The organism is Mesorhizobium sp. M0983, assembly GCF_040318975.1.
In the GTDB taxonomy this organism is placed as follows: Bacteria; Pseudomonadota; Alphaproteobacteria; order Rhizobiales; family Rhizobiaceae; genus Mesorhizobium.
Genome location: NZ_JAMYNH010000018.1, coordinates 31,653 through 57,478, shown reverse-complemented (window position 1 = coordinate 57,478; position 25,826 = coordinate 31,653). Strand labels below are relative to the sequence as shown.

21 protein-coding genes are annotated in these 25,826 nt (G+C 60.3%); 16 read left to right on the top strand and 5 right to left on the bottom strand.

Annotated features, from left to right (window positions below):
- Window positions 1–414: 414 nt before the first annotated feature.
- From NKH71_RS25740 to NKH71_RS25705, 8 genes are all read left to right on the top strand, one after another.
- A complete protein-coding gene (locus NKH71_RS25740) occupies window positions 415–2,220 on the top strand; it encodes an ABC transporter ATP-binding protein (RefSeq protein WP_051409617.1) in 1,806 nt (601 codons plus the stop codon).
- Window positions 2,221–2,429: 209 nt separating this feature from the next.
- Window positions 2,430–3,398, top strand: a complete 969-nt coding sequence (locus NKH71_RS25735; protein WP_352790188.1) for a glycosyltransferase family 9 protein — start codon at window positions 2,430–2,432, stop codon at window positions 3,396–3,398.
- A gap of 161 nt (window positions 3,399–3,559) precedes the next feature.
- The gene (locus tag NKH71_RS25730) at window positions 3,560–4,594 is read left to right on the top strand and encodes a glycosyltransferase family 9 protein (protein WP_352790191.1); all 1,035 of its coding nucleotides are present in this window, start codon (window positions 3,560–3,562) and stop codon (window positions 4,592–4,594) included.
- Entirely contained in the window at window positions 4,584–5,756 is a 1,173-nt protein-coding gene (locus tag NKH71_RS25725; protein WP_352494620.1) for a glycosyltransferase family 9 protein, read from the top strand. Before NKH71_RS25730 ends, NKH71_RS25725 begins: the two co-directional genes overlap by 11 nt.
- 201 nt (window positions 5,757–5,957) lie before the next feature.
- Window positions 5,958–6,974, top strand: a complete 1,017-nt coding sequence (locus tag NKH71_RS25720; protein ID WP_156948027.1) for a glycosyltransferase family 28 protein — start codon at window positions 5,958–5,960, stop codon at window positions 6,972–6,974.
- Between the two features lie 2 nt (window positions 6,975–6,976).
- A complete protein-coding gene (locus tag NKH71_RS25715) occupies window positions 6,977–7,831 on the top strand; it encodes a sulfotransferase domain-containing protein (RefSeq protein WP_353040565.1) in 855 nt (284 codons plus the stop codon).
- 349 nt (window positions 7,832–8,180) lie between these two features.
- The gene (gene asnB, locus NKH71_RS25710) at window positions 8,181–9,923 is read left to right on the top strand and encodes an asparagine synthase (glutamine-hydrolyzing) (protein ID WP_352895406.1); all 1,743 of its coding nucleotides are present in this window, start codon (window positions 8,181–8,183) and stop codon (window positions 9,921–9,923) included.
- Window positions 9,924–9,995: 72 nt separating this feature from the next.
- Window positions 9,996–10,691, top strand: coding sequence for a sulfotransferase family protein (locus NKH71_RS25705; RefSeq protein WP_023717684.1), 696 nt, complete (start codon window positions 9,996–9,998; stop codon window positions 10,689–10,691).
- Window positions 10,692–10,709: 18 nt separating this feature from the next.
- Here the strand turns inward: NKH71_RS25705 and NKH71_RS25700 are convergent, their stop codons facing one another.
- Window positions 10,710–11,624: a sulfotransferase family protein gene (locus tag NKH71_RS25700; RefSeq protein ID WP_023717683.1), complete on the bottom strand. Its 915-nt coding sequence runs from the start codon at window positions 11,622–11,624 to the stop codon at window positions 10,710–10,712.
- A 509-nt stretch (window positions 11,625–12,133) separates the two neighbouring features.
- Here NKH71_RS25700 and NKH71_RS25695 point away from each other — a divergent pair.
- From NKH71_RS25695 to NKH71_RS25675, 5 genes are all read left to right on the top strand, one after another.
- The gene (locus tag NKH71_RS25695) at window positions 12,134–12,775 is read left to right on the top strand and encodes a sulfotransferase family protein (RefSeq protein WP_023717682.1); all 642 of its coding nucleotides are present in this window, start codon (window positions 12,134–12,136) and stop codon (window positions 12,773–12,775) included.
- Window positions 12,776–12,873: 98 nt separating this feature from the next.
- Window positions 12,874–14,043 carry a glycosyltransferase family 4 protein gene (locus NKH71_RS25690; RefSeq protein ID WP_352790196.1) on the top strand — a complete coding sequence of 390 codons (1,170 nt, stop codon included), beginning with the start codon at window positions 12,874–12,876 and terminating at the stop codon, window positions 14,041–14,043.
- A 113-nt stretch (window positions 14,044–14,156) separates the two neighbouring features.
- Window positions 14,157–14,948: a glycosyltransferase family 2 protein gene (locus NKH71_RS25685; RefSeq protein ID WP_352790199.1), complete on the top strand. Its 792-nt coding sequence runs from the start codon at window positions 14,157–14,159 to the stop codon at window positions 14,946–14,948.
- Window positions 14,949–15,037: 89 nt separating this feature from the next.
- The gene (locus NKH71_RS25680) at window positions 15,038–15,760 is read left to right on the top strand and encodes a glycosyltransferase (RefSeq protein ID WP_352494621.1); all 723 of its coding nucleotides are present in this window, start codon (window positions 15,038–15,040) and stop codon (window positions 15,758–15,760) included.
- Window positions 15,761–16,024: 264 nt separating this feature from the next.
- Window positions 16,025–17,062 carry a phosphatidylglycerol lysyltransferase domain-containing protein gene (locus NKH71_RS25675; RefSeq protein WP_352790202.1) on the top strand — a complete coding sequence of 346 codons (1,038 nt, stop codon included), beginning with the start codon at window positions 16,025–16,027 and terminating at the stop codon, window positions 17,060–17,062.
- A gap of 597 nt (window positions 17,063–17,659) precedes the next feature.
- Here NKH71_RS25675 and NKH71_RS25670 read toward each other — a convergent pair.
- From NKH71_RS25670 to NKH71_RS25655, 4 genes are read right to left on the bottom strand one after another with little or no spacing between them, the layout of a single operon-like run.
- Window positions 17,660–18,925, bottom strand: coding sequence for an ABC transporter substrate-binding protein (locus NKH71_RS25670; RefSeq protein WP_023717677.1), 1,266 nt, complete (start codon window positions 18,923–18,925; stop codon window positions 17,660–17,662).
- Between the two features lie 19 nt (window positions 18,926–18,944).
- On the bottom strand, window positions 18,945–20,048 hold the full coding sequence (locus NKH71_RS25665; protein WP_352482627.1) for an ABC transporter ATP-binding protein: 1,104 nt from the start codon (window positions 20,046–20,048) through the stop codon (window positions 18,945–18,947).
- A gap of 2 nt (window positions 20,049–20,050) precedes the next feature.
- Complete coding sequence (locus NKH71_RS25660) at window positions 20,051–20,974, bottom strand: carbohydrate ABC transporter permease (protein WP_352790205.1); 924 nt, start codon at window positions 20,972–20,974, stop codon at window positions 20,051–20,053.
- Window positions 20,971–21,867 carry a carbohydrate ABC transporter permease gene (locus NKH71_RS25655; RefSeq protein ID WP_352790208.1) on the bottom strand — a complete coding sequence of 299 codons (897 nt, stop codon included), beginning with the start codon at window positions 21,865–21,867 and terminating at the stop codon, window positions 20,971–20,973. The genes NKH71_RS25660 and NKH71_RS25655 overlap by 4 nt, the downstream gene beginning before the upstream one ends.
- A gap of 266 nt (window positions 21,868–22,133) precedes the next feature.
- Here NKH71_RS25655 and NKH71_RS25650 point away from each other — a divergent pair, with 266 nt between their 5' ends.
- From NKH71_RS25650 to NKH71_RS25640, 3 genes are all read left to right on the top strand, one after another.
- Window positions 22,134–22,583: a VOC family protein gene (locus NKH71_RS25650; protein WP_023717674.1), complete on the top strand. Its 450-nt coding sequence runs from the start codon at window positions 22,134–22,136 to the stop codon at window positions 22,581–22,583.
- A gap of 35 nt (window positions 22,584–22,618) precedes the next feature.
- Window positions 22,619–23,620: a LacI family DNA-binding transcriptional regulator gene (locus tag NKH71_RS25645; protein WP_352482624.1), complete on the top strand. Its 1,002-nt coding sequence runs from the start codon at window positions 22,619–22,621 to the stop codon at window positions 23,618–23,620.
- A gap of 756 nt (window positions 23,621–24,376) precedes the next feature.
- Window positions 24,377–25,816, top strand: coding sequence for an NAD(P)-binding domain-containing protein (locus NKH71_RS25640; protein ID WP_352790211.1), 1,440 nt, complete (start codon window positions 24,377–24,379; stop codon window positions 25,814–25,816).
- The last annotated feature ends 10 nt before the right edge of the window (window positions 25,817–25,826 follow it).

The window sequence follows — 25,826 nt, the reverse complement described above, 5'->3', positions numbered from 1 at the left end:
TGACCAACCGGCGTGCAAATCCGACGGGAAATACCACCCCAAAGAACGTCGATGCACACACCAAGTCGGAAAACCAACCATTGGTCGCAGCCCTCTTGGAGGGCACGTTGTGAATGTCAGACACTATTTTCGCCCACCACGAGAATGCACCCAAGCTATTGGCAAACGATTGAGCCGAAGGAACAAAGCTTGTCAAGGACGCGGCGTATCACCGAGCCGATTGAGCCCGTGCGGCAGCCTTGACGGTCGCCATTCAATGAGTCGGGTTCGGCATTGACTGCGGCTCCGAACGAAGCCACAGACATGGAATAGGATATGAACTATCGCGGATGCTCAAGCGGCGTCCCGAAATCGTGCGGGTCGGCAGAGAGCAGAGGCCCTCCGGTACCAACGCACATCGCATCGGGAAATGGAATGAGCGCAAAGAGACGAATTTCGGCGGTGCTGGCATACCCGCTGGTTAAGCGTCTGATCATCGAGAACCTGCCGCCGCACAAAACGCTGTATCTCGCCGGTTTGCTGTGTTCGATCGCCGTTGCGGCGACGACCGCCGCGTCGGCTTGGATCATGAGCACCATGGTCAATAGCATCTATGTGGAACGCAACGCTGCCGCCGCATGGGGTATCAGCGCCGTAATCATCGGCATTTTCCTGGTTAAGGGCATAGCCGCCTATTGCCAGACCATCACGACGGGAAAGATTCGCCGGGCTATCGTCTCGGACCTGCAAAACCGCCAGTTTTCTCGAATGGTGCGTTTCGACATCGGTCGTTTCGCCAATCAGCATCCGGCGAAATTCGTCTCCAAGATCATGTTCAACGCGCGCGCCGGGTCATCCGTTATTCTGACGCTCACGAGCAGCACCGTCTCCGATGTGCTGACGCTGATTGGCCTGGCAAGCGTCATGGTCAAGCAGGATCCGATGATGTCGCTGATATCCGTGGCGGTTCTGCCGCTGCTGTTCCTGTCGGTGGGCGCCATAACCAGGAAGCTCAAGGCGCTGGCAAGGGGCGAGACGGAGTTGGCTGCACTGGTCCAGTCGATCGGCACGGAAGCCGTCGAAGGTATCCGGACCATCAAGTCCTTTCAGCTCGAAGACAAGGCGGTCGCCAGCTTCGCAAAGGCCGTCGGCAAGATGGAAAGGCGCGGCATCCAGATAAACCGGACGTCAGCGTTGATGAGTCCGTTGATGGAGACCGGCGGCGGCGTGATCATCGGGCTGTTCGTCATTTATGCCAGTTGGCAGACCCTCGGCAACGGCAAGACCCCGGGCGAGTTCATGGCCTTCATAACCGCCTTTCTGCTTGCCTATGAGCCCGCCAAGCGGCTGGCCCGCGTCAATGTCGATATCCAGAAGCAGATGGTGGCGGTTGAGCAGATGTATGATTTGATCGATACGCCCGAGCAGCGACAACTCGCAACCGCCGGCGAGCGCCTCACCGATGTCGAGGGCGGTATCCGTTTTGAAGATGTGGCCTTCTCCTACGAAGGCAACAGCCCGGCGCTGCACGGCGTTTCCTTCGAGGTACGGCCCCGTGAGAAGCTGGCGATCGTCGGCCGCTCCGGCGCCGGCAAGACCACCATCGTCAATCTGATCCTGCGCCTCATTGAGCCGGACAAGGGCCGGATCCTCATCGACGGAAAGGACATTTCCAAGATCGGCCTCGCCGACGTTCGCGACAATATCGCACTGGTGTCACAGGATGTCTTCCTGTTCGAAGGCTCGATCCGCGACAACATCCGCGACGGACGCCCGGGCGCCACCGATCAGGAAATCGAGTCCGCGGCGGACCTCGCCCGGGTCACCAGCTTTTCCTCCAGCCTTGAAAACGGGCTCGACACTCTTGTCGGGCCGAGTGGCACCAACCTGTCGGGCGGGCAGAAACAACGCGTCGCCATCGCGCGCGCGCTGCTCAAGAATGCTCCGGTAATCGTCTATGATGAAGCAACGTCCGCGCTTGACGGCGAAAACGAACGGGCGGTCATGGAGGCTGCTTTCGACGATGCATTCGAGCGCACGGTGATCTGCATTGCGCACAGGCTTTCAACCATCAAGGCAGCCGATCGCATCCTGGTGTTTGACGCTGGCATTCTGGCGGACGCCGGGACTCATGACGAGCTTGCCAGGCGCAGCGAAATTTATCGCTCGATCTTTCACCTGGAGGCGTCCGGCCCGATCGTCGAGGGCAGCAAGCAGCTGCGGCAAAGCGTTTTGCGCTGACGGCGATGACCAGTTTTTATCACGGTTCCTATGTCAGGTATGTGATTGCTGGGATAGGCCTGCGATTGCGCCGATACACAAAGGCCGCGCGGACATTGTTTGCCGGCTCCAAGCCTCATTCCGTTCTTGAGCTGCAGGCCAAGGCCGACGCGCTGATCGCGTGCAGGGACTGGACAGGCCTTGAAGCAAGTATCAATGAAATGGCCATCATGGCTGACCGTTCCCGCAACGCCGAGCTGATGCAGAAGGCAGGACAGGCCTTCGAACGGCTGGGCAACTTCGCCCGGGCGGCCGAGCTACGGCTTACCGCTCGCCGGCTGCGGAAGGGGAAAAATGCCAACGAGTGGACCGGGGAGAACCTCGGTTCGGATACACTGCTGATCGATCTTGTGGAGGATGACCCGCGCAGCCTTGGCCGGGTTATCCGCCACGCGCGACTGGCCGGCGCCGCCGCTGCCTATGCGCAAAGTGCAACAATTCGGGCAGAGCCGCGGCTCATATCAATTCTGCAGCGAACGTTCCCGAAGGCGACCGTGGTCCCGGCGCAGCAGGATGTGATCGGCGACAAACATGCGACCTTCGAAGATCTCGCCTGGGTGTTCGGACGCGATGCCGAGAAACTTGCCGCCGACTTCGTGCCGCTGCGAGCAGATCCTGGGCTCGTCGAGACATTCCGCAAGCATTATCGCTCGATCACGGATCTGCCGCTGGTCGGCCTCTCCTGGGGTAGCAAATCCCACACCAAGGACGTGCCTGACTTCCCCGAATGGGCACGGTTCATCGCCCAGACACAAGCGACATTCGTTTCGCTTCAGTACGGACAGATCAAGCCGGCGCTGCGGCGCCTGCGCAATGGCAATGACGCGCGTCTTATCTATGACGACAGCGTTGACCAGATGGTCGATATGGACCGGTTCGCTGCACAGGTCGCAGCGCTCGATGCCGTCGTGACGATCAGCAACACGGCGGCTCATCTATCCGGAGCACTTGGTATTCCGACTATTTTCCTGATCGACGACAATTTTCAGACGGCGTGGCCAGTCATCGGCGATCGAACGCCTTGGTATCCGAAGGGCGTCGTCATTCGTAAGGAAGGGCGCGCGTGGTCGGTGGTGCTCGACGAGGTTGGTCAAAGACTCTCGTCGATCTTGACGACGCATTCCGACGCTGCCTGTTGAGGATCGCCGTGCCGAACAGACGATCCGTCCTTCAAAAAGCAAAAGCTGCGGACCTGCGCCCGCAAGCAGGCGCGGGCAAGCGGCTACAGACGCTTTTTGATCGAGCAAAGGAACTTCTTAAACGGCCCTCGCGTCATGCCGACGAAAGCGTCGAACGGCATATGAGGCTGATGGCGGAGAGCGTCGAGCGAAGCGACTGGAAGGCGGCCCGGGACCATGCGCTGGCACTCGGCCTGCTCGGTGAGCAGCTTGGCGATCGCGGGCTTGTCAAGAAAGCCGGGCGTGGGCTCAGACGTCTCGGCGGCGGAAACCGTGCCTGGCAGTTGATTGCGTCGAGCAAGCAAATGCCAGGCAGGCCCGAATGGGATGGCAGTGATCTTGCGGGTCGCAGGCTTGCCGTCGAGCGCCGCGAAGGCGACCTTGCGATTTTCCTTCAGTTCGCGTCGTTGCTTGGCCCGGTGGTCGCGGCTGCCGAGCGATGCATCGTCTCGGTCGAGCCGCGACTGGTGCCACTCTATCGCCGAACATATCCTGCGCTCGATCTCAGGCTGGAGGAACAGGGGGAGGTGGCGGCGGTGGACGCCGATGTCTTCGCCTGCTTCGAGACACTGGCGAAGCACTTCTGGCCGGATGAACCGGCAGCACGCGCGCCCTTCGTCCCGTTGGACCCGGACCGCCGATTGGTCGCCGAGTTGCGCAGCACCTACCTCGATCGCGGCCCCGGTCCTCTGATCGGCTTTGCCTGGGGAAGCCTGAACAAGGCCAAGGACCTGCCGGCCCTGGACGATTGGCGGGCGTTGCTCGGCAGCCTGCCGGGACGTTTCGTCAGCCTGCAATATGGCGATGTCGGGCCGGCGCTCTCCGAGTTCGAGCACTGGGTGCCGGGACGCATCATCCATGACGCTTCCGTCGACCAGTTGTCGGATATGGACCGCTTTGCCGCGCAAATCGCTGCGCTCGATGCCGTGGTGACGATCAGCAATACCGGCGCCAATCTGGCGGGGGCGCTTGGCGTCCCAACGGTCGTCATGCTCGACGACGGGTTTCGGCTGTCGTGGCCCGCCTTCGGCGAGACCGTGGCCACATATCCAAGCGTTCGACTGGTCAGAAAAGGCGGCCAGGCATGGGCGTCCGCAATGCAGGAAGCAGGTGGACGGATCAGGCAAATCATCAGTGGAGTTGCTGATGGCCGATAGCCGATTTCTTCTCCGGTTCCGCCGCGCTATCGCGCTTGCCGGCTACAAATACAAGGTTTGGTTCCGCAGTCATCGGCGGCAGCTTTTCCTTCGCTGGCGTGACGGCGATATTGCCGATCAGATGGCGGATTATCGGCGAAGCATCGAGGCGCGCGATTGGTCGGCCGCGCTGCCGAAAGCCCTGGCGCTAGCATCGATCGCGAAGTCGAGGGGCGAGGTACATCTGCTCGACGAGCTCGGCAAGGCGCTGATGCGGATGGGCGCTTACGGCCCGGCGGCCGAACTCAAGATCGCCCGGCGCCATATCGTTGAAGGCCGTGTCGAGCGTGAGTGGCTCGGCCAGGATGTCTCGGGCCAGGTACTGCTCGTCGACCTGATGGAGACCGAGAAGCAGGGGCTGGCCACCGCGATCCATCATGCGAGTTCCGTCGGCCGCGCGCTCGCCCGCGCCGCACGATTGATCGTGCTCGTCGAGCATCGGTTGGTGCCGTTGTTTCAGCGGACATTTCCCATTGCCGATGTGCGGGCTGTCGGTCCCGGGAACAAGGCCGCCTACGCCGAGGCGCAGGCCTTTGCCGGCGTCCAGCATCTGACTGCTGTGTTCGAAACCAATGAGGCGACGATCCGGGAGCATTTCGTCCCGCTTAAACCGGATCCGGCGCGGGTCGCTGAACTTCGCGCCCGCTACAGCGAGGACGGCCGGCCGCTGGTCGGCGTCGCATGGGGCAGCTCCAATCCCGGCAAGGACCTGCCGCCGCTGGCGGCGTGGCGTCCCCTGCTTGGCCGACAGGACCTTCGGTTCGTTTCGCTGCAATATGGCCGGACCGAGTCAGACCTGAAAATCTTGACCGATGGCGACCCGACACGTGTGTTGCACGACCCTACCGTGGATCAGCTTGTCGACATGGACATGTTCGCGGCGCAGGTTGCAGCGATGGACGCCGTCGTAACCATCAGCAACACCGGGGCCCACCTGGCGGGCGCCCTCGGCGTCCCGTCGGTCTTCATCCTTGGTGACGGCTTCAAACGTTCGTGGCCAGTGGAGGGCGACCGCACGCCCTACTATCCTTCGGCCGTGCTGGTCTCAAAGCGCGAACGGCCCTGGGCCGACGTGATGGACGAGGCGCGACACCACATGTGCTCACTCATCGCCTCTAGTTGACTCCGCCACGCCTGGCATCGCGAACGCACTAGGAAGGCCACAGCAGCCAAGTGGTCAAGGGCCTTTTTTTACGGCGAGAACGCTGTAAACTGCCGGCTGGCGGCTGGTTCAAGACTTGGAGGGCGATGCATATCTTTGGGTAGGTCGGGGAACAAGTCGGCTTCTCTTATCAGCGAAGACTTTGTGCAGCGGCTCCTCGCGGTGTACAGGCTTGTGCATCCAGGAAACCTGTTCAGGCGGGGGCGTATCTACGCTCGCGGCAGGGCAGAGACGAGGACGGTCTACTTCGTCCCACACAATCGCAACAATGTTCGTCTGCTGGCTGATGCGGCTCAACTTCTGGTCGACGGCGGCATTCAATGCGTATTCGCGCATATTGACGGATTGAAACGCGGCGGCGTCGCACGCCCTGAACTAAACGCCCGGGGAATGTCGCATATCAGCTTTGCTGAGCTCAAGCGGACGATCAGACCCTGCGACATGCTGGTGACTGGAAATGACTATGCACCGCAATTTTTTAGGCGGTTCATAGATTCTATCAACTTCGGAATGGTCCGTGTGGTCGGCCTCATCGGAGGTGCGAGACTGCTGCAGCCGCATCGATTTGTGAGAGCTGACTACATCCTGTCGATGGGACCGGCAGCGCTGCAGCAACGACGACAACCGACCTACATTGTCGGCTCCCCGGTAATTGAGCGTGCTGTCGAAAACGCGGGCGCCAGGCACGATGAAGGGCTTTTCGTGCTGGTGAACTTCAAGGGGGATATCGAAGACCTCGCAGACCGCCAATCGATTGAAGCGGTGGCAGCCGCATGTGCGAAACTCGGCCTTGCCCATGTCGTTAGTGTCCATCCTACGATGTTCGCAAAAGTCGACATGCCGAACAAATCGCCCGTAGACTTCGCACAACTGCTCCCGGACGCCCTGGCGCTAGTAACTCGCCCAAGCACCACGGTTTACGAAGCGATCGCCTGCGGCATTCCGGTGGTGCTCTTTCCGCTGGTTTCGCCGATGGTCGAGTTCGACAGTCCTATGGGCGCTTTCAAACCAACATGGTCGGAGCATCAACTCGTCGACGATATCCTTGCTGCGGTCAGGTCAAGACCGACCTATTTTGAGCAAAGCCGGGACTTCCTCAATGCCAATCTGTCGATTGATCCGAAGATGCCAGCTTCGCAACGGATCGCCAATGCTTTGATCGATATTTACAACCGCTGATTTTGCGCAATCAAAGTGCTCGCAATCGGAGGCCTAAGTTGAGATTGTTGTCCAACTTCTTTGCAAAAAGGCCGCCACTCCTTGTCGTCTCGTTTCCCAAGTCCGGGCGGACGTGGCTGCGCGTAATGCTTGACGATCTGGGCGTCAATGCGGCTTACACGCATGATGGTTCCGACCACAAGGAGCTGCGTGACATTGCACAGATCAGCACCGACAAATCACGCTACAAACGGCAGCGGATCCTATTTCTGACGCGAGACCCCCGCGACACTGTGGTGTCTGGATATTTTCAGGTTTGCAAACGCCATCAGCTGGGAGCAGGTCCGATAGGCGAATGTGTAAGGAGCCCCAAACACGGCGTCGAGAAGATTGCCCTTTTCAATCTGCAGTGGTTCGCAGCCGCAAGTTACATGCGAAAAATTGCGCTTCTGCGCTATGAAGATATGCAGCGGGATACAAACGACGCTTTGCGCAGTGTCGGAAACTTTGTGGGAAAGTCCTTCGACGAGTCCAACCTTGCTGATGTGGTCGTCAGTAGGTCGTTCAAACGAATGCAGCAATCTGAAATCTCAGGAGAACTGGGTGCGCGCTATGGCGGAAAATTGCGACCACGCAATCCTGACGACCCGGAAAGTTTCAAGGTTCGAAAAGGTAAGGTCGGTGGTTATTTGGACTACCTCAGCGTAGATGATGTAGCCTTCTGCGACAATGTACTTGCGCGGCTCGATTACTGGAAGCGGCTCGATGAGGCCTTCCTGCGGCATGGCATATCTTATATCGGCGACAGGGGCAGGTGTGAATTGATCCGATGCATCGGTTTGTCTGCGGATGCGGACATAGCGGCACGACGCCGATAGCTACGATTTTGCCTCATATGCCGATGGCTTTTTTGCCATCTAGGTTCTGCTCTCCGGTTCGAGAAGGCCGAGAAGCAGGTCTGGCTGGCCATAGCGATCCATCATGCGAGTTCTATCGGCCCGCGCGCTCGGCCCGGGCCGATCCCCAGATCACGGCCGCCTACGGCCCTGGGCCGAGGTGATGGACGAGGCGGAGAAGAACATGAGGCGCCTGCTCGAGGCCGCTCGAGCCTGACCGTACAAATCAGCAGGGCGGTTGAGCATCCAGGCAGTTTCCTATACTGGTCTGGCCCGGCTGGCGGAGCCGGCAAAAAGCTTTCGAACCGAAGATCTTCCTGCGGAGCCAATGATGTGCGGATTGTTCGGCGTCTATCGTGCCGAGGGCTTTTCGCCCGACGATATCCATCGTGCCGACCAGGCCCGCGACACGCTTGTGCACCGCGGCCCGAATTATGGCGGCGCACGTGTCACCAGCGATCTCTATCACGGGTTTCGGCGCCTCAGCATTATCGACCTCTCGGCGGCAGGCAATCAGCCCATGGTCAGCGCCGACGGGAAGTTCGCGATCACGGTCAATGGTGAGATCTACAACTATCGCGAGCTCCGCGCCGATCTGATTGCCAAAGGCTGCGTATTCACCTCGCAGTCCGATTCCGAAGTTGTGCTGCATGGCTATCGGGTGTGGGGGCTCGAAGGGCTCTGCGAGAAGCTGGACGGCATGTATGCGGCCGTGATCCATGACGGGGAACGCCGCAAGCTGCATGCGATCCGCGACCGGCCGGGCATGAAGCCGTTCTTCTACTTCCATTCGGGACGCCGATTTGCCTGGGCGTCGGAACTGAAAGCGCTGCAGACCTGGCTCGGCGACGATCTGCCGCCGATCGACGAGACGGCTGTCCTGGACTATCTCGCATGCCGCTATATTCCAGCGCCCAAAAGCCTTTACCGCAATATCTTCAAACTTCCGGCCGCAAGTCGGCTGACATTCGATCTGGAAACCGGCCGCGTCCATGTCGGGCGTTACTGGACCATGCCTACCGAACTCCGCTCGGACAATGACGACCGCCTGGCCGACGGGCTGCGGGACCGCATGCAGGCGAGCGTTGCCGCTCACATGGTGAGCGATGTGCCGGTCGGCTATTTTCTCAGTGGCGGCATAGACTCGGCGGTTGTCCTGTCGCATGCCGTTGCGGTGAACCCCACGGCAAAGGCGTTTTCGATCGGCTTCGAAGATCCGAGATTTGACGAGAGCGCGCAGGCGGCCAAGGTCGCGGCGCTGTTCGGCGCCGAACACGCGATCCGGATCCTGCAGCCGACAGAGCTCGATGACGTCTTCGACCGCACGCGGGAATGGTATGACGAGCCGCTTTCCGACAAGGCCGCCATCCCGGCGTTTCGTGTCTGCGAATTTGCCAGCCGCGACAGGACCGTCGTGCTGACGGGCGATGGCGGGGACGAGCTTTTCGGCGGCTATCGCTCATACAAGCGGTTTAGCGGCATTCGCAGGAAGCAACGTTTCGTCCCGTTCGGTTCACAGAGCGGGTGGCGCCTGAAGGACCGCAATTTGCGCCTGATCACCACGCGTGACCCGGTCGAGCTCTCCATCGCCATTGGCTCCGGCAGAACGAGATGGCAGCGCGACGTCTATCGCGAACGCCTTGCCATCGCTGCTGACTATGATGAACTCGCCCATCTCAGGGCGTGGTGGAAGCCGGAACTCGGACCGTTGCGCAGCCTGCAATATCTCGATTTTCATACCAGTCTGCCCAACAATATCCTGACCAAGGTCGATCGGTTGAGCATGTCGGTTTCGCTCGAAGCGCGTATCCCGTTCCTGTCGCGAACGATGATCGAATATGCGTTCAGCCTGCCGGAGTCGTTTCTTTACAAGGATGGCCAGCTTAAGGGCGGGCTTAAATACGCATATCGCAATGTTTTGCCGGCAAGCACGCTCAAACGTAAGAAGCAGGGATTTGGTCTTCCACAAAGCTGGAAGCGAACGGCCGTGGCTTCGCAATCCGAGGAAAGCTATCAGGAGGCGGTATTGTCCGGTTTCCTGAAAGGCGCCAAGTTTTCGAATGCCTCCGCATAGCCACCCTCAAGGCTGCCAGCATTTCTTTTTTGCCGTGACGGAGCGGGGTCGGGCCATGGGAGCACTGCCGACATGGTGATGCGGACCGGATTCATATGCGGCTGCGGTCATAGCGGCACGACGTTGATCGCGACGATCCTCGCAGCCCATCCCGACGTCTACCTGCCGTTCCAGGAAACCAATGTCTTCTTCAAATGGACGCCGCTGGCGATGTTTCGCTATTGGAAGCTGAAGCGCGCGGCGCGCGGTGCCGGAAAGACCTTGCTGCTTGAAAAAACGCCGCGGCATATCCGTCGCGTCGGCCGTATTCGCCGCCTCGTGCCCGGGGCGCGTTTCGTGATGCCGGTGCGGGACGGGCGCGACGTCGTGGCGTCATTGGCCAAGCGTCTTGGCGATCCAAGGGAGGCGCTCGACCGCTGGATCGGCGACAATGCGCTCGTTCTCGCCGAACAAGGACAGCCGGATGTACTGATCTATCGCTACGAGGATTTGGTCGAGGATCCGGCCAAGATCGTCGAGCGCATCTGCGGCTTTCTCAACCTGCCCTTCAGCCCGGACCTGCTCGACTATCACAGGAAGCCGCAGCAATGGTTCAAGCCGGCCGAAGTCGAACTTGAGAAGCAACATACTGCACTCCGCAACCAGCAGGTCAATCAGCCGATCTATGACGGGCGCGGACGATGGAAGACCGACCTTGGTCAGCAGGAATTGGCGGAGCTTACCGAGGGCCGTGGGAAGCCCCTGATGCAGGCTTTCGGGTACCTTTGAGCGATACGCCCGATATTTTCACTCTGGAAGCGCGCGCGGATAGCCAAACTGATCGAAGTCGCGCTCATATGCGCGATAGATGGAATCCGCCAGTTCTGGCGTGAAGTAGTCGGCAAGCCTGCGACGCGAGGAGGTGTGCAGGGGCGGCATCGCCGCGCGCCGCATATCGTCGCCTGCACCGACATGATCGAGAACCCGTTCGAAATCCTTTGCGAAAGTCTCGGTCTTGCCGATGAGGTCGAACGCAACTCCTGGAACTTCGACAATGTCGCTTTGCCTCTGCCAATGTTTGTCGATGCGCCATGTGGACGTCTTGCAGGCAAAGGCGACGAAATCTGCAAAGGACAGGCTCTTGTCAGCGCCGACAGGCAGCGCCGGATCGGCCCGTTCGCGGTGGGCCAGATAGACCTCGACCCTGCCATAGCCAGGCACAAGGGGACGGTCGCGATATTGGTCGGCCCAGCACGACAACAGCCTGGTGTAGGGATTGCGAACGAAGGTAAATCGCAAGGCTTCAGCACTTGTCGCCATGTGGTGGAACTGCACGATGCCATGGCGAGGCGCCTGCAACCGTGACGCCTTTCGGTTGTGGACCTTCCAGTTCTGGTCGCTGCGCCACCCCGACACGGTGTCGTTGCCGATCATGGCTGCAAGGTTGCTTCGAATGCGGCTGCTGGCCGCCTTCGGCGTTGCCAGGTACAGGATCTTGAGTTGCGGGACCACGTCGATCAAGTCGTCCGGCAGGTATGCGGTTGCCACGGCCCTGCGGTAGAAGGCGAGGGCTTCCGGATGCGCCCAGGCAAGAAACGGCTCCCTGACTACGTCGCGAAGGCTTTGCAGCCGTGGCCGCAACGAGCGCTCGAGGCGACGGAATGCGCCGAGCTGGGGTTTGCCCGGCACGACATTATCGGGCGAAACATGGCTGGTCGTCATCGGCAAAAACCCTCGCCTTGAAATCAGTCTACCTGTCGTGGCATAGGCCTGTAAGCAGGCAGACTGTCTTTACCGCATTGCCCTATCCAAGGCTGGCTTACGGCGCTTAATAGACTGCGAAGAAACTCCCGCCAAGTTCGAAAGCTCAATTGAGGTGGATAGAGGCATCGCGCGTCGCACGGGCTTGTCACAGCACGACCAACGCTTCCGGCCCTGGTGCAGGACAATGATCGCCTTTTGTGCTGCGATGTTTTTCCGGGGGTGGGAAGGCGTTAGACAACGCAAATGTTCCGCCAAATTTTTTACATTCAATCTCTAACTTGGCAGCGTCGACAGACTTACGCTATACGCCGCGGTGGGCACGGTAAACGGGGGACGAAACCACTCACGGATCGAGCTCGAATGTGCTGAAACGATTTCGGAAAATCAAAACAAAGGTTGGCCGAACGGTCGCCAAAAGGACCATACCGGCTTCTCCGTTTTACAAGCGATACCCGTATGGCGGCAAATTGACGATACTGACCGCCGATCGGCAAGGATTGTTTGATCCCGATCACGGATTTTTCTACAATCGCATTGCGAAGTCGGCCAACTCTACGGTCACAATAAACTTGGCCCAGCTTAAATTTCGCGAAAAGTTCCAGCTCGCCGGCGCGAAGAAACAATTGCTGCAGAGCGACACCCTGTTGCGTCCGTCGCAATTGACCGTCGATCAGGTTGATTCGATTTCGAACGTGTTCGCGTTCACGTTTGTGCGGAATCCCTACAGCCGCGTGCTGTCGGCCTATTTGGATAAGGTCGCGACGGGAAAGAAAAACATCGGTAAGCGCGGCAATATCCCGACTTTCTGTGAATTTTGTGATCTCCTGGAAGATGGCTGGCTGTACGCGGACCTCCATTGGGCTCCGCAGACATCGTCGCTTGTCATGCCCACGTCCGAGTTTGATTTTATCGGTCGTGTCGAAAATTTCGCCGAGGACTTCCAAAAGGTGTGGGATCGGATCAGTGGCGGCAGGCAAATCAGCAACACCATCCACCGCAGCCAAAGCCGAACGGATGCGACGAGCAAGGCCGACGATTACTATGATAAGAGATCGCGCGGGATCGTCTCTAGCCTCTATGCCGAGGATTTTGAGGCTTTCGGCTACTGACGGCAATGCGCGGCTTCTGCTCGGCGGCGCACAGTCTACCTCAGGAAAACGACACTCCAGTCGATCATGTGCAAATCTTCACGGCGTAGCGAGGTCAAATGGCTCTGTCTCAGCATGATCGGCAGGTCCAAGCCGAACCGACAGTGCCGATCCTGTTCGTGCGCCAGCGTTATGCGCCTTTCGGTGGAGGCGAGATCATGCTGGAAAACATCATGGCCGCGTTCGCGGCGCGTCAGCGGCCGGTGGCCGTGCTCTCCGGCGACTGGCCGCGTAATGAAGGGATAGAGTTCATCCATTGCGCCGGCCGCCGCTTTCCGCGTTCGCTGCGGGCGACGTCCTTTGCTCAAGCCGCCTGCCGCAAGATCGCCGAGATGCCACGGGCGCTGGTGCAGAGCAACGATCGCCTCCCGTGCTGCGATGTCTTCCGGGCCGGGGAGGGCGTTCATGCCGCCTATCTTGCCGAGCGGCGGCGTTTCCAGACGCGGCTTGGCAGGGCGGCAATGGCGCTGAGCCCTTTTCACCGCCAGACGCTGCGCCTCGAGCGCGCAACCTATGCCAGCCCACGGCTCAAAGCTGTCATTGCGATTTCGAAAATGGTCGCAGACGACATTGTCCGTCACTACGATTATCCGGCGGAAAATGTGCACCATATCCCCAACGGCGTGGACCTCGACCGCTTCAATCCGCAACTGCGCCAACAGCATCGGACCGCGGTCCGCGCGCGGCTCGACGTCGACGATAACAGGTCGGTCGTCCTGTTTGTCGGCTCGGGCTTTGCGCGAAAGGGGCTTCTTGCACTGATGAGGGCTGTCGCCAGGCTCGATGGCGAGCCGGAATTGTGGGTCGTCGGCCACGATTCGCGCGCCAACGCCTTCAGGCAGACTGGTGACAGGCTGGGTCTCGGCGCAAGGCTCAAGATGCTGGGGCCGCAAAAGGACATGTTGCCGTGGTACGGCGCGGCCGATATTGCCGTGCTGCCTTCCATCTATGATCCTTTCGGCACGGTGGTGATCGAGGCCATGGCCAGCGGCTTGCCCGCTGTGGTAAGCACCGGCTGCGGAGCGCGCGAGCTTGTCGAGCGGTTCGAGCCGACGCTTGTTTGCGACGCGGCCAGCGAAAGCGACCTCGCTGCAGGGCTCGCGCACGCGCTGCAGTTGTCGTTACGATTTGAGACCGCGACCCGGGTGAGAGCGGCGGCCGAGGATTATGATTTCAACCTCATGATAACGCGAATGATGGCGCTGTATGAAAGCCTTGATCTGAAATGATTTTCGACTTTGTTGGATTAGGTTAGTACCCTCAGTGCGCTAACAGGCCGGGAGCCGATGCTGCAGATACATTCGAATGACAGCGGCAGCTTTGATGCCGGAACCTTCTGACCGTGCCGGTGCTCTCGGTCGTTATCATCACCCGCAATGAGGAGGCGTCCATCGCGCGCTGCCTTCGTTCGGTGGATTTTGCCGACGAAATCGTCGTTCTAGACAATGACAGCAGCGACAGAACCAGGGACATTGTCGGTGATCTCGGAGCCAAGGTTTTGATGACCCTTGATTGGCCCGGTTTCGGCGCGCAAAAAAACCGTGCGCTTGCCGCGGCAACGGGGGATTGGATCCTTTCGCTGGATGCCGATGAGTGGGTGGAGGCGCCGCTCGGTGCGGAAATCAGAGCCGCAATCGCCGACCCAAAAGGCTATGACGGCTTCGAAATACCGAGAAGATCGCGCTTTTGCGGGCATATTGTCCGCCATGGCGGCTGGTCACCCGATCTGGTGCTCAGGCTATTTCGTCACCGCTCCGGGCGCTTCAGCGACGATACCGTGCACGAGAAAGTAGTGGTGAACGGGAAGGTCGGGCGATTGTCCCAGCCGATCGAGCACGACTCCATCGCCGACCTGGCGGATGCCCACGACAAGATTGGCCGGTACGCCGAAGCGTCCGCCGCGCGGCTGCTTGCCGAGGGCAAAAAAAGCTCGATAGGCAAGGCGGTTTTGCGCTCTGTCTGGGCTTATATGCGCAGCTATGTTTTCCGGCTGGGATTTCTGGACGGTTCCACTGGGGCGATGGTTGCCGCTTATTCCGCCAGCTACACCTATCAGAAATGGGCGCGTGTGGCATTGGGGAGCGAGGCCAATTCCACCCGAACCAGCAAGACCGAGGCCAGGACAAATCTGTGAGAAACCGGCTTGGGCGACCGCCATTGTTGCCGAGCCATCGCCAACTAGTTAGTGTACGACCGTTAAAATCGAAAGCCAGGGTAGTGAATATGACTGATGCGTTTAGGGTATTTATCGGATGGGACAGCCGTGAGCCGATCGCGTACGACGTCGCGCGCCACTCGCTGCTCAAACATGCGTCGGCGCCTGTCTCCGTCATTCCGATCAAGCAGGACGAGATGCGTAGCCGCGGGCTGTACTGGCGGGAAAAAGACCCGCTCGCCTCAACGGAGTTCACCTACACGCGCTTTCTGACGCCCTTTCTCGCCGGCTACACGGGTTGGGCCCTGTTTTGCGATTGCGATTTCCTGTGGCTCGGTGACGTCGCAGGCCTGCTGAAATATACGGACTCGGACAAGGCGGTCTATTGCGTCCAGCATGACTATACGCCGAAGGCCACGACCAAGATGGATGGCGTGGTCCAGACATCCTATCCTCGGAAAAACTGGTCGTCGTTGATGCTGTTCAATTGCGCGCATCCCTCGGTCAAATCGCTCACGCCAGAGGTCGTGAACCAGGAAAGTGGCGCCTATCTTCACCGAATGCAGTGGGTTGCCGACGAAGATCTGGGCTCATTGCCGGTAGAGTGGAATTGGCTCGAAGGCTGGAACGAAAAGCCTGCTGTCGGCACACCTAAGGCGGTCCACTATACGAGCGGCGGCCCGTGGTTTGCCGAGTGGCAGAATGTCGACTATGCCGATTTGTGGATAGCAGAACGCGACGAATTCCTGGCTTCAGATCAAGCACAATCTTCTCAGAGCGCAGTTCGATAAGCGCCATCGTGTTTGGCAGGTGAGCGCTTCCGAAGTGGAATCGATTTCGTGTCGCGAAGAGCGCAGCAACCAGCCGTCAGACGCTGGGCGTCGACAACAATGCGTGGTGCCGCCTTGGGGCGGGACCGGGGGCGGATTGTGCCTAAATCTGGCGGTTCCGGCCGGATAAGATGCCGCACCAGGTAAGGATCAGCTCGCGGCAATATGATCGGTCTGGGGTCCGTCAGCTCTTTCATCGGCCTAGCCGGCACGCGAAAGTCGACCATGCCGTCATTGCGAAGACGCCTCGATCGTTTTTTGGAAAACCGCGGGCCTAAAATACCGCGGCTGCAGCTGAACCATGTCGAGCGCCTGGCGCTGGTCCGTCGCCATGGTGATTTTTCCCTTGCCTATTCGGCCGCCGTGCAGAAGGGGCTTCATTACTTCGGCGATGCCCAGGGCTACATCGCTTACGGCAGCAAAACGCGACATCATTTCGCGCTCGGTGATCCAATGGCTGCCCCGGCCGATCGGCGCGACTATATCAAACGTTTCGTCGAGGTTGCAGGCAGCCCGTGGTTCGTGCAGATCGGCGAACAGACGGCGCGCGTGCTTGCCGGGCTTGGCTATCAGGTCAACCGCCTTGGCGTCGACACCAGGCTTGTCCTGCCCGGCCACGACTTTTCCGGAAGGCGCAATGAGACAGTGCGCTATTCCGAACGTTGGCTCTTGAGGAAGGGGTTTTCCTTTGCGGAGGACAACGGGACCGTTTTCCTCGACGAGATTGCCAGGCTCTCCCAGAACTGGCGGGCAGACCGCATCGTCAAGCGCTGGGAGATGAGGTTTCTCAACAGGCCCTTTGCCGATCACCTTGGCATCGACATGCGCCGCTTCGTCCTGCACGGTCCGGATGGAGAGCTCGTTGCCTTGCTGGATTTCGATCCGCTGTTCAGTGACGGCAAGGTCATGGGCTACACCACCTCGTTCAAGCGCAAGCACATCGATGCCTCAGCGCATGCCGAGATCGGCCTGACCAAATTTGCGGTCGACCGCTTTCGCAACGAAGGTGTTTCCGTCGTTACCCTCGGCCTGTCGCCGCTGGTCGAAATCGGACCCAGCGGGTTTGTCGAAAGCGATTTCTGGCGGTGCGCTTTCCAGCGCGCCTATGAATCGCCGTGGGTCAATCGCACCCGCTTCAACCTGCAGGGGCAGGCGGCCTTCAAGCGCCGGTTCCACGGTGTCGAAGAGCCGACCTATCTCGCCTTTCGCAAGGGGACCTTTTTCGAGGCGCTTTCTCTGCTCCGGCTGATCAGGGCCGTCTAGTGCCTGGTGGATGGGGCTCGTCGTCTCCCAGTATGTCGACCTCACACCGGCCAGGCTTGGTTGTTTAGGTGGGAAAGGAAGGCCGCGGCGGGATGCAAAAGACCGGCCGCGAAGCGCCGGACGGTTCTTGCTGTCGTCCCCAGTCCCGCCGGGGCACTTTTGGTAGCCCGAGAACGGCTCCGCATCAGCGCCAAGGGGTCGGATTCACGGTTGCTGCAGCGTACCGCCAGGAATAACGAGGGTACCTTGGCCTGGCCTTGAGTATCTGAAGCCTATGAAGAACAAAGCGACGATGATCAAACAAATGACGATGACCGCGACGACGCTGCCAGGACGGTGTCCGGTATCTGGCGGTTGGACCATTGCCTTCCCGCATGGCTATCGCCGTTGACCTTCTTCATTCTCCAGCCGAGCATGACGACTGTCAATGGATGCAGGAGTTGCCCCCGCCGTCTGTTGCGCAAAATGTTTTCCCGTGGGTTAGTGGCGGCGCGTTGAGTTGGCCAAATGATCGATCAACCTCTCCCCGTTCACGGGAGAGGGTATCGTCCTTCGACGAACTCGCGAGGCAGGTGGGCGGCGCGGACTCAACCAATATTACGGGAAGACCGCCGCGTATTCGCTGCGGAAATCCCCGATGACGTCGTCGACCGTCATGTCGGGGTCGCCCTGGAATGTGTACATCGTATTCCACACCGAGTTCAGCCAGTCGGTGTCGGATATGTTGAAAGGATTCTGGACGCTGAAGCCGGGCTTTTTCAGCGAGTCGAGGACGAGCTGGTTGCAGGCGTCGAGCTTGTCGGTCGGAACGTCCAGGCGCACCGGGCTCGATCCCTTGATGGAAGCGAACTCGGCGTTGATCTTGGGGTCGACGACGGTACCGGCGAAGTCGAGCTCTGCCTTGAGCACGTCATCGGGCTGGCCGCCGAGGATGCCGAACGCATCCACCGTCACCGATAGCGCCTTGGTGCCGGGAATGTTGATGCAGCCGAAATCCTCGCCGAGCACCTTCTTGTTGGCCTTCCACTGACCCTTCATCCAGTCGCCATGGATCTGCATGAGCGTCTTGCCCGAAATGACCGTGCTGGTCGTCTCGTTCCATTGCCGGTTCACCCAGCCCGCGTCGGCCTGGCTGGTGATCTTGCGGAACATGTCGATCGCGTCGCGCAGGCCTTTCTCGTCGAACACAGTCTTGTCAGGCGTTTCACCATAGAAGCGGTTGTATATGTCCGGGCCGGCGACGGCAGCGACCAGGGCATGAAAGAGATAGCCGGCCTGAAACGTGTTGCCGCCCACTCCGATGAAGGTGAAGCCGGCCTGCTGGACCTTTTTCATGTCGGCGAACATATCGTCGAGCGAGGCCCATTTGGTCGGGTCGACGCCGGCCTCGGCGGCGACCTTCTTGTTGTAGTAGATCATCCCGTCGATATGGACGCCGGTCGGGATTTTGCGGATCTCGCCGTCGACCTTGATTGACTTCAAAACCGTTTCGGGAAAATTCGGCGTCGCCCCGATCTTGTCGAAATAGGCGTCGAGCGGCTCGCCCAGTCCGCGTTTGGTCAGATCGCGATAAAGGCCAGGCTCGGAGTTGATGAACAAATTGGGTGGTGTGCCGGCGACGATCAGGCTGACCAGCGGGCTGGAGCCGGCCTGCTCGTGCGGCACGGCCATCTCGGTAATCTTATTACCTTTCGCTTCGAACGCCTTGACGATCGCGTTGAGCGCGCCGATCTCGCTCTCATTCGACCATGTATGGAACAGTTTGAGCTCGGTGGCGGCGGCGCTGGCGAACGGCGCGGCGCCGATCGCCAGCGCCAGTCCAAATGCGCCCAGCAGTCTCTTGGACGTCAGTCTTCTGGACATCGTTTCCTCCCTATTGATGTTAAATCCGACTCCGAGTTTCGGCGTCGAAAAGATTGAACCGGTCGGCCGGAAAGATCGCTCTGACGCTGGCGCCGTCCCGCAGCGCGCCGATCTGCGAATGGTCTACATGCACAGCCAGCAGCTCGTCGGCGGCCGCCAAGAAGGCGGTACCGTCGCTACCGGTCTTTTCGCTGTAGCGCAGCGGCAGGTCGAAGATGGCGGCCGGTTTGCCGCCATTCGGCCTGCCGATCGAGAAATGCTCCGGCCGCAAGCCGACCAGCACCTTCATGCCCGTGGCCGGCTGCCTGATGAAGGAATAGTCGGACAGGTCCATCTCGACGCCGGTCGACCGGTGGGTCGCGACGACGCGGTTGCCGGTGAGATCGATCGTCGTCTCGAAGACGTTCATCGGCTGCGAGCCGACAAAACGAGCGACGAAGAGGTTGGCCGGCCGCTCGTAGATCTCGTCCGGCGTGCCGATCTGCTGGATGACGCCGCCGTCCATTACAGCGATCCGCGTCGCCATAGTCATCGCTTCGACCTGGTCATGGGTAACGTAGACGACCGTCTTCTTGAGGTCGTGGTGGAGCTTCTTGATCTCCAGACGCATCTCGGTGCGCAGCTTGGCGTCGAGGTTGGACAACGGCTCGTCGAACAGGAACACGTCGACATTCTTCACCAGCGCGCGGCCGATGGCGACGCGCTGGCGCTGGCCGCCGGACAGTTGCGCCGGACGGCGGTCGAGCAGCGGTTCGATACGCAACAGCTGTGCGGCCCAGGCGACACGCCGCTCTATCTCGCCGCGGTCGAGCCGTTGCGCCGAGAGGCCGAACTTCAGGTTGCCGCGCACCGTTTTTGTCGGATAGAGCGCATAGGACTGGAACACCATGGCCAGGCCGCGGTCCTTGGGATCGAGATCGGTGACATCGCGGCCGCCGATGGTGATCGAGCCTGCGGTCACCTCCTGCAGGCCGGCAAGCAGGTTAAGCAATGTGGTCTTGCCGCAGCCGGACGGGCCGAGCAGCACCAGGAACTCGCCGTCATTGACGGTGAGGTCGAGATCCTCGAGCACGGTGACGCGCCCGAACTGCTTGACGATATTTTTGAATTCGACCTTCGGCACGGCTATCCCTTGATGGCTCCGGCGGTGATGCCCTGGACGAAGAATTTGCCGAGCCCGAAATAGACCACCAGCGGCGGGATGGCCGTCAGCAAAGCTGCGGCCATGTCGACATTGTAGTGGACCTCGCCGCGCTCCGTGATGACGGTGTTGGCCAGGATGACGGTCATCGGTTGGGCGCCCATGCCGCCAAAGGTGAGCCCGATCAGGAAGTCGTTCCAGACGCTGGTGATCATCAGGATCAGCACGACGATCATGATGTTGCCGGACATCGGCAGGATGATCTCGGCGAAGATGCGCCAGAAGCTACCGGAATCCATGATCGCCGCGTTGATGATCTCGGGCGGCACGTCCTTGTAGAAATTGCGGAAGATCAACGTCAGCAGCGGCATCGCCAGCACGGCGTGGATGACGGCGATCGCCCAAATGGTGCCGTAGATGCCGAGCGAGGCGGTCAGGGCGACCAACGGGATCATGATGATCTGGAACGGCACAAAGACGCACATGAACAATACGAACAGAAAGGGGCCAGCCCAGCGGACGTTCCACAGAGCCAGCGCGTAGCCGGTGACCGACGCCAGGGCGATCGACAGGAACAGGCTCGGGAACAGAATGGCGAGCGAGATGAAAAATCCGTGCCTGACACCCTCGCACGTCATGCCCGAGCAGACTTCTGCCCAGGCCTTCCACCAGCCTTCGAATGTCCAGGTGGTCGGCAGCGAAAAGACCTCGCCGAGCGCGATCTGGTCCATTGTCTTGAAAGAGGTGACGATCACCACGTAGAGCGGGATCGAAATGAAGGCCGCGCACATGGCGAGGAACACGAGGACGGCGATCGACGCTCCCTTGATGCGGCGGCGCCTACGGGGGTAGACGCGCCCGCCGATGCGCGCGGCCGCTGATGTCTCGTAAGCGGACACGGCATTCATACGGCGGCGGCCTGGCGACGGCGGACTTGCCAGGCGGTGACCAGCATCAGCGGCAGGAAGACGGCAGCCGTGATCAACAGCATGATGACTGCTGCGGCGGACGCGTAACCGATGTTGGAACGGGTCGAATAGGCGTTGATGACGAAATAGGCCGGCGTCCAGGTTGACGTACCGGGTCCGCCATTGGTCATGGCGAGCACGATGTCGTAGGTCTTGACCACGCCGAGCGACAGCAGGATCGCGCAGGTCAGGAACGTGAACTTCAGCATCGGAATGATGATCTCGACGTAGAGCCGCCAGAAGCTCACGCCGTCGAGCTTGGCGGCGCTCCAGATTTCCGTGTTGATCGACTTCAGGCCGGCCAGCATCAGCGCCATGTAGAAGCCGAGCCCGTGCCAGATCGAGGCGAGAATGATGCCGTAGATTGCCGTGGCCGGATCGGCCAGCCAGTTGAAATTAGCGCTTTCCCAGCCCAGCTGGTGCAGGAAGTTCTGGACACCGAGGGCCGGGTTGAACATCCAGCGCCAGACGATGCCGGTGACGATCAGCGACACCGCGAGCGGATAGAGAAAAATCGTCCGGAAGAAGCCTTCGCCGCGCTTTTCCTTCTCGATCATCGCGGCCAGGATGAAACCCAGCACGATGGCGAGCGCGCTGCCGATCGCCAGGACGACGACGTTCCGGAGCGAGGTCATCCAGACGCCGTCGCTGAAAAGCCGGTCATACTGGCGCGCCCAAACTGCGGGGTCGATCGCGTAGTCAGGGAAACGACGCGAACGCGTGAACGACATCCAGATCGTCCATCCGATGGCGCCGGCGAAGGCCACCAGGGTGACCGTGAGCGCAGGAATCAGCGCAAGCTGCGGCGAGACCTTGCTCCACCTGAGCGCCATTCGGGTTCCTCCCTCGAAGGCCTGCCTTAGCCGATCGCGGCCCTGGCAATTTTCATATTAGCGTTAAACCAATCATGACGATATCGCTCTGTCAACAGTAACAAGCAAATCGGGATCAAATGGCACCGGGCATTCGAGAAAACGACGCTGCAGCGCAGCAAACCCGCGCTTTGGCGGGTGAGAATTCATATTGACAAAGCGCGCGGCGGGGAGCAAAGGCGATATTAACGCTCATACGAAATTCGACCTATCGGAAGGAAAACGTCATGAAAGGGATCACCGGCTTCGGCCACGCCGCCATCAAGGTGAAGGACCTGGACGCCAGCCTCGCCTTCTATAGGGACAAGCTCGGCTTTCCCGAGATGCTGCGCCTTCACAATAAGGACGGCAGCACTTGGCTGGTGTATCTCAGGATCACGGAAGAGGTGTTCTTGGAGATATTTCCCGGTGCGGAAAACGATCGCGCTCCCGGCTGGAACGCCAACGGCGTCAATCACATGTGCCTGACGATCGACAATCTTGACAGCTTCTGCCCGGCGATCGAGGCCAACGGCATCAAGCTGACCGCACAGATCAAGGACGGGCTCGACGGCAACCGCCAGGCCTGGATCGAGGATCCTGACGGCAATCGCATCGAGCTGATGGAGATGCACGCCGATTGCCTTCAGTACAAGGGTCTGAAACGGTTGCGCGAAGAGGGATTGCTGCCGGCTTAAGTCCTCTCAGGCAACATGGCCAATGTGACGAGATCTTGCAGAGAACCCGTACCCGACTGAAGGACATCGCGGTGGCCACCGGCTACTCGGCGAACACCGTTTCGCTGGCGCTGCGCGGCAGTCTGCGAATTCCGGAGGAAACGCGCGACCGTATCCAGTCGGCCGCGCAGAGCCTGAACTATTTTCCGAACACCATCGCGCAGGCGCTGGTCAGCCGCGAGACGCGGACGATCGGGCTGGTGCTCACCGACATCATGAACCCGACGCTGACGCTGGTGTCGCGTTTCCTCGAGAGGGAGCTCGCCCAGCGTGGTTATTCCCTGATGCTGGCCGCCAGCGACCACGATTCCGCCAAGGAGTGGAGTGCGCTGAACGTGTTCCGCTCGCGGCAGGTCGACGGCATCCTCATCTATCCGACCAACCACGACCGGCTCGACCACATCCGCGCGGTGCGTCAGGTCGGATATCCCGCACTGGTGCTTGCCGATATTCCGGTTGCCGGCCTCGACGTGGTGGCGATCGACGACCGCAGCGGCGGCTACAAGGCGGTCCGGCACCTGATCGAGCGCGGCCATCGTCGCATCGCCATGCTCGACGCGGCGCAGCTGCTCGGCAACAGCGAAAAGCATGACGGCGCGTTTCGCGCCGTGACCGAGGCAGGGCTTCCCACCGATGCGCTCGTCGTGGTCAAGCCCGGCGGCCATTCGGCGACCGACGGTTTTCAGGCGATCGGCGAGGCAATGAAGCCGAAGCAGCGGCCGACGGCGCTGTTTGCCACGACCGATTCGCTCGCCATCGGAGCGTTGCGCTGGTGTCGCGAGCAGGGCGTCTCCGTGCCCGGCGAACTGGCGATCGTCGGCTATGACAACACCGAAGCGGCGGACTTCAGCTCGGTGCCGATCACATCGATCAACTATGCCGCCGCCGAGGTCAGCAGCCATGCGGTTGAGCGGATCCTGTCGATGATCGGCAAGCCGTTACCGACGCCGATCGTGACGCTGATCGATCCGGAACTGGTGATCCGCCAATCCACCTGAGGCACGGCGCGTTCGATCGTCAGACAAGACCAGCGTGGCAGCGCGATGCGCAGTGGCGGAGCGGACGTTGCTCACCCGTTTCATGCGCCCTACGTGTGCAGCGAAAAGTTTGATGTAGCTGAGAGGCTTTCAGTTGCTGCGGCAAAATCGTAAATTCGGTTACGTTTGGGTGGGCATCCTCGCCAAATTGGTCTGACAGAGACATTAAGAAGATAATGAAATGAATATGTTACGCCACAGACTTGCGGTGGCGCCGATGATGGATGGGGAAGATAGATAAATAAAATCAAATGTTTATGAGGGTTTGTGTGCAACAACTGCACACGAAAGTTCTCCTTCTCGTCCATATCCGTTCTTGCGACGGAGTATCCGACCGCACTCTTAGGACGCCTTTTGAATAGCTGCGCTGACTTATCTCGCGAGGGCCGTCGCCAGTGTATCCGCGATCTGCCGTCTGCCAGATGGCGGACGTCACACAAAGCTGATGCCACGCGGCGCTGCTGATGTCCTCGACACCAATGCCCGGCTACGCATGCGTATTGTGCGGGAGCCGTAACAGTGCCTGCGCTCGCTGCAATATCAAAAGATGCTCCGGCTTCAGGGAGGCCACACCCACCGCCCATTCGGTCGGCGGTGAAAGCGCGTCGTTGCAATGCAAGTGAAAAAAACTACCGGGCAATCAAAGCAGACATTTCTGGACTGTTTGTCGAGCGAGGCGGAGTTTGGCGCAACGCTTGAACTTCAGCCGGGACCGAAATGGCCTTACCGTCCGATCCAGATCACGACGCCCGCGAAACACTTCGACTGATCGGTCCCGATCCGCAGAACTGGGTGCCGGATCGGGAGGGCATCGACCACAATGTCTTCATCGTCGGTGGCGGGCAGACGGGCGCGACCTTCGCCTTCGCGCTGAGGCGCGCCGGCATCGGCAAGGTCACGGTCATCGACGCCGCATCGGACGAAGGCAAGGCCGGCATCTGGCTTACCCATGCGCGGATGAACCGGCTGCGGACGCCGAAAGGCCTGCCGGGACCAGAACTCGGTCTGCCAGGCTTGAGCTTTCAGTCATGGTATGAAGCCCGCCACGGTGCGGAAGCGTATGCCGGTTTCGACCGCATCGCGCGGACGGATTGGGCGAGTTACCTGAAATGGTATCGAGAGTTCCTCGGTATCGGCATCCGCTACGGCACGCGTCTCCTGCGCATCGAGCCGGCTGCCGGGCATTTCCGCCTCGATCTCGAAGCGGAAGGCAAACGATCGGTCGAAACAGCGCGCAAGATCATCCTGGCCAATGGCTTTGGCGGCAGCGGCGGTGCGGTGATACCGGATGTGTTCGCAGCTCTTCCCCCGGGTATCGTCGCGCACAGTTCGGCGGCAATCGATTTTGCCTCGCTCAAGGGCAAGGCGATCGCTGTCGTCGGTTCCGCGGCTTCGGCATTCGATGCAGCCGGGACGGCCCTTGAGGCCGGGGCAAAATCGGTGCGTCTCTTTGCCCGCCGCAACAGCATTGCCAGCGTGCCGATCAATCGCGTCCGCGGCTATCCCGGTGCCTATGACAACTATCCGCTGCTGCCGGATGCGGTGCGCTGGCGCCAGGCGCTGCGGTTTCGCGATGCCGGTTCGACGCCGCCACCCGATGCGGTGGAGCGGGTGGTGCGGCACCAGAATTTCCACCTGCACCTCGGCGCCCCATGGACGAAGGCCGGTGTCGACAGCGGTAAGGTCGTCACCGAGATCGCCGGTGAGACGTTTGCCTTCGACTTCGTCATCGCCGGTACCGGCTATTTCGCCGACCCGACACGCAAGCCCGAATTCGCCGATTTCGCCGCCTCTATCCGCCTGTGGCGCGACCAGTACGCGCCGCCCAAAGCAGAACGCGATAAATTCTTCGGCGCCCATCCCTATCTCGGTCTCGGTCATGAATTCCTTGAGAAGGCGCCGGGCGAGGCGCCGTTCCTGAAGGATGTCCATGTCTTCAATCCCGGCGGCTTCGTCAGCTTCGGCCTGCCGATCGGCGATATCCCGTCGATCAGGCGCGATGTGCCCGCCGTGGTTGCCCGCATCAGCCGCGATCTCTTCCTCGCCGATCTCGACAGCCATGAGGGCCGCATAACCGGCAGCCATCCGGCCGAATTCGGCGAAGAGGCCTATGCCTCTGCCGTTTGGCGGCCGGCGCAGACCATCGCGGCGGAATAGACGCATTTCA

Bases quoted from the DNA above. Each gene is read 5' to 3' on its own strand.
- NKH71_RS25740 (WP_051409617.1), top strand. From the start codon at position 415: ATGAGCGCAAAGAGACGAATTTCGGCGGTGCTGGCATACCCGCTGGTT.
- NKH71_RS25735 (WP_352790188.1), top strand. From the start codon at position 2,430: ATGGCTGACCGTTCCCGCAACGCCGAGCTGATGCAGAAGGCAGGACAG.
- NKH71_RS25730 (WP_352790191.1), top strand. From the start codon at position 3,560: ATGAGGCTGATGGCGGAGAGCGTCGAGCGAAGCGACTGGAAGGCGGCC.
- NKH71_RS25725 (WP_352494620.1), top strand. From the start codon at position 4,584: ATGGCCGATAGCCGATTTCTTCTCCGGTTCCGCCGCGCTATCGCGCTT.
- asnB (WP_352895406.1), top strand. From the start codon at position 8,181: ATGTGCGGATTGTTCGGCGTCTATCGTGCCGAGGGCTTTTCGCCCGAC.
- NKH71_RS25705 (WP_023717684.1), top strand. From the start codon at position 9,996: ATGGTGATGCGGACCGGATTCATATGCGGCTGCGGTCATAGCGGCACG.
- NKH71_RS25700 (WP_023717683.1), bottom strand. From the start codon at position 11,624: ATGACGACCAGCCATGTTTCGCCCGATAATGTCGTGCCGGGCAAACCC.
- NKH71_RS25690 (WP_352790196.1), top strand. From the start codon at position 12,874: ATGGCTCTGTCTCAGCATGATCGGCAGGTCCAAGCCGAACCGACAGTG.
- NKH71_RS25680 (WP_352494621.1), top strand. From the start codon at position 15,038: ATGACTGATGCGTTTAGGGTATTTATCGGATGGGACAGCCGTGAGCCG.
- NKH71_RS25675 (WP_352790202.1), top strand. From the start codon at position 16,025: ATGCCGTCATTGCGAAGACGCCTCGATCGTTTTTTGGAAAACCGCGGG.
- NKH71_RS25670 (WP_023717677.1), bottom strand. From the start codon at position 18,925: ATGTCCAGAAGACTGACGTCCAAGAGACTGCTGGGCGCATTTGGACTG.
- NKH71_RS25660 (WP_352790205.1), bottom strand. From the start codon at position 20,974: ATGAATGCCGTGTCCGCTTACGAGACATCAGCGGCCGCGCGCATCGGC.
- NKH71_RS25655 (WP_352790208.1), bottom strand. From the start codon at position 21,867: ATGGCGCTCAGGTGGAGCAAGGTCTCGCCGCAGCTTGCGCTGATTCCT.
- NKH71_RS25650 (WP_023717674.1), top strand. From the start codon at position 22,134: ATGAAAGGGATCACCGGCTTCGGCCACGCCGCCATCAAGGTGAAGGAC.
- NKH71_RS25640 (WP_352790211.1), top strand. From the start codon at position 24,377: ATGGCCTTACCGTCCGATCCAGATCACGACGCCCGCGAAACACTTCGA.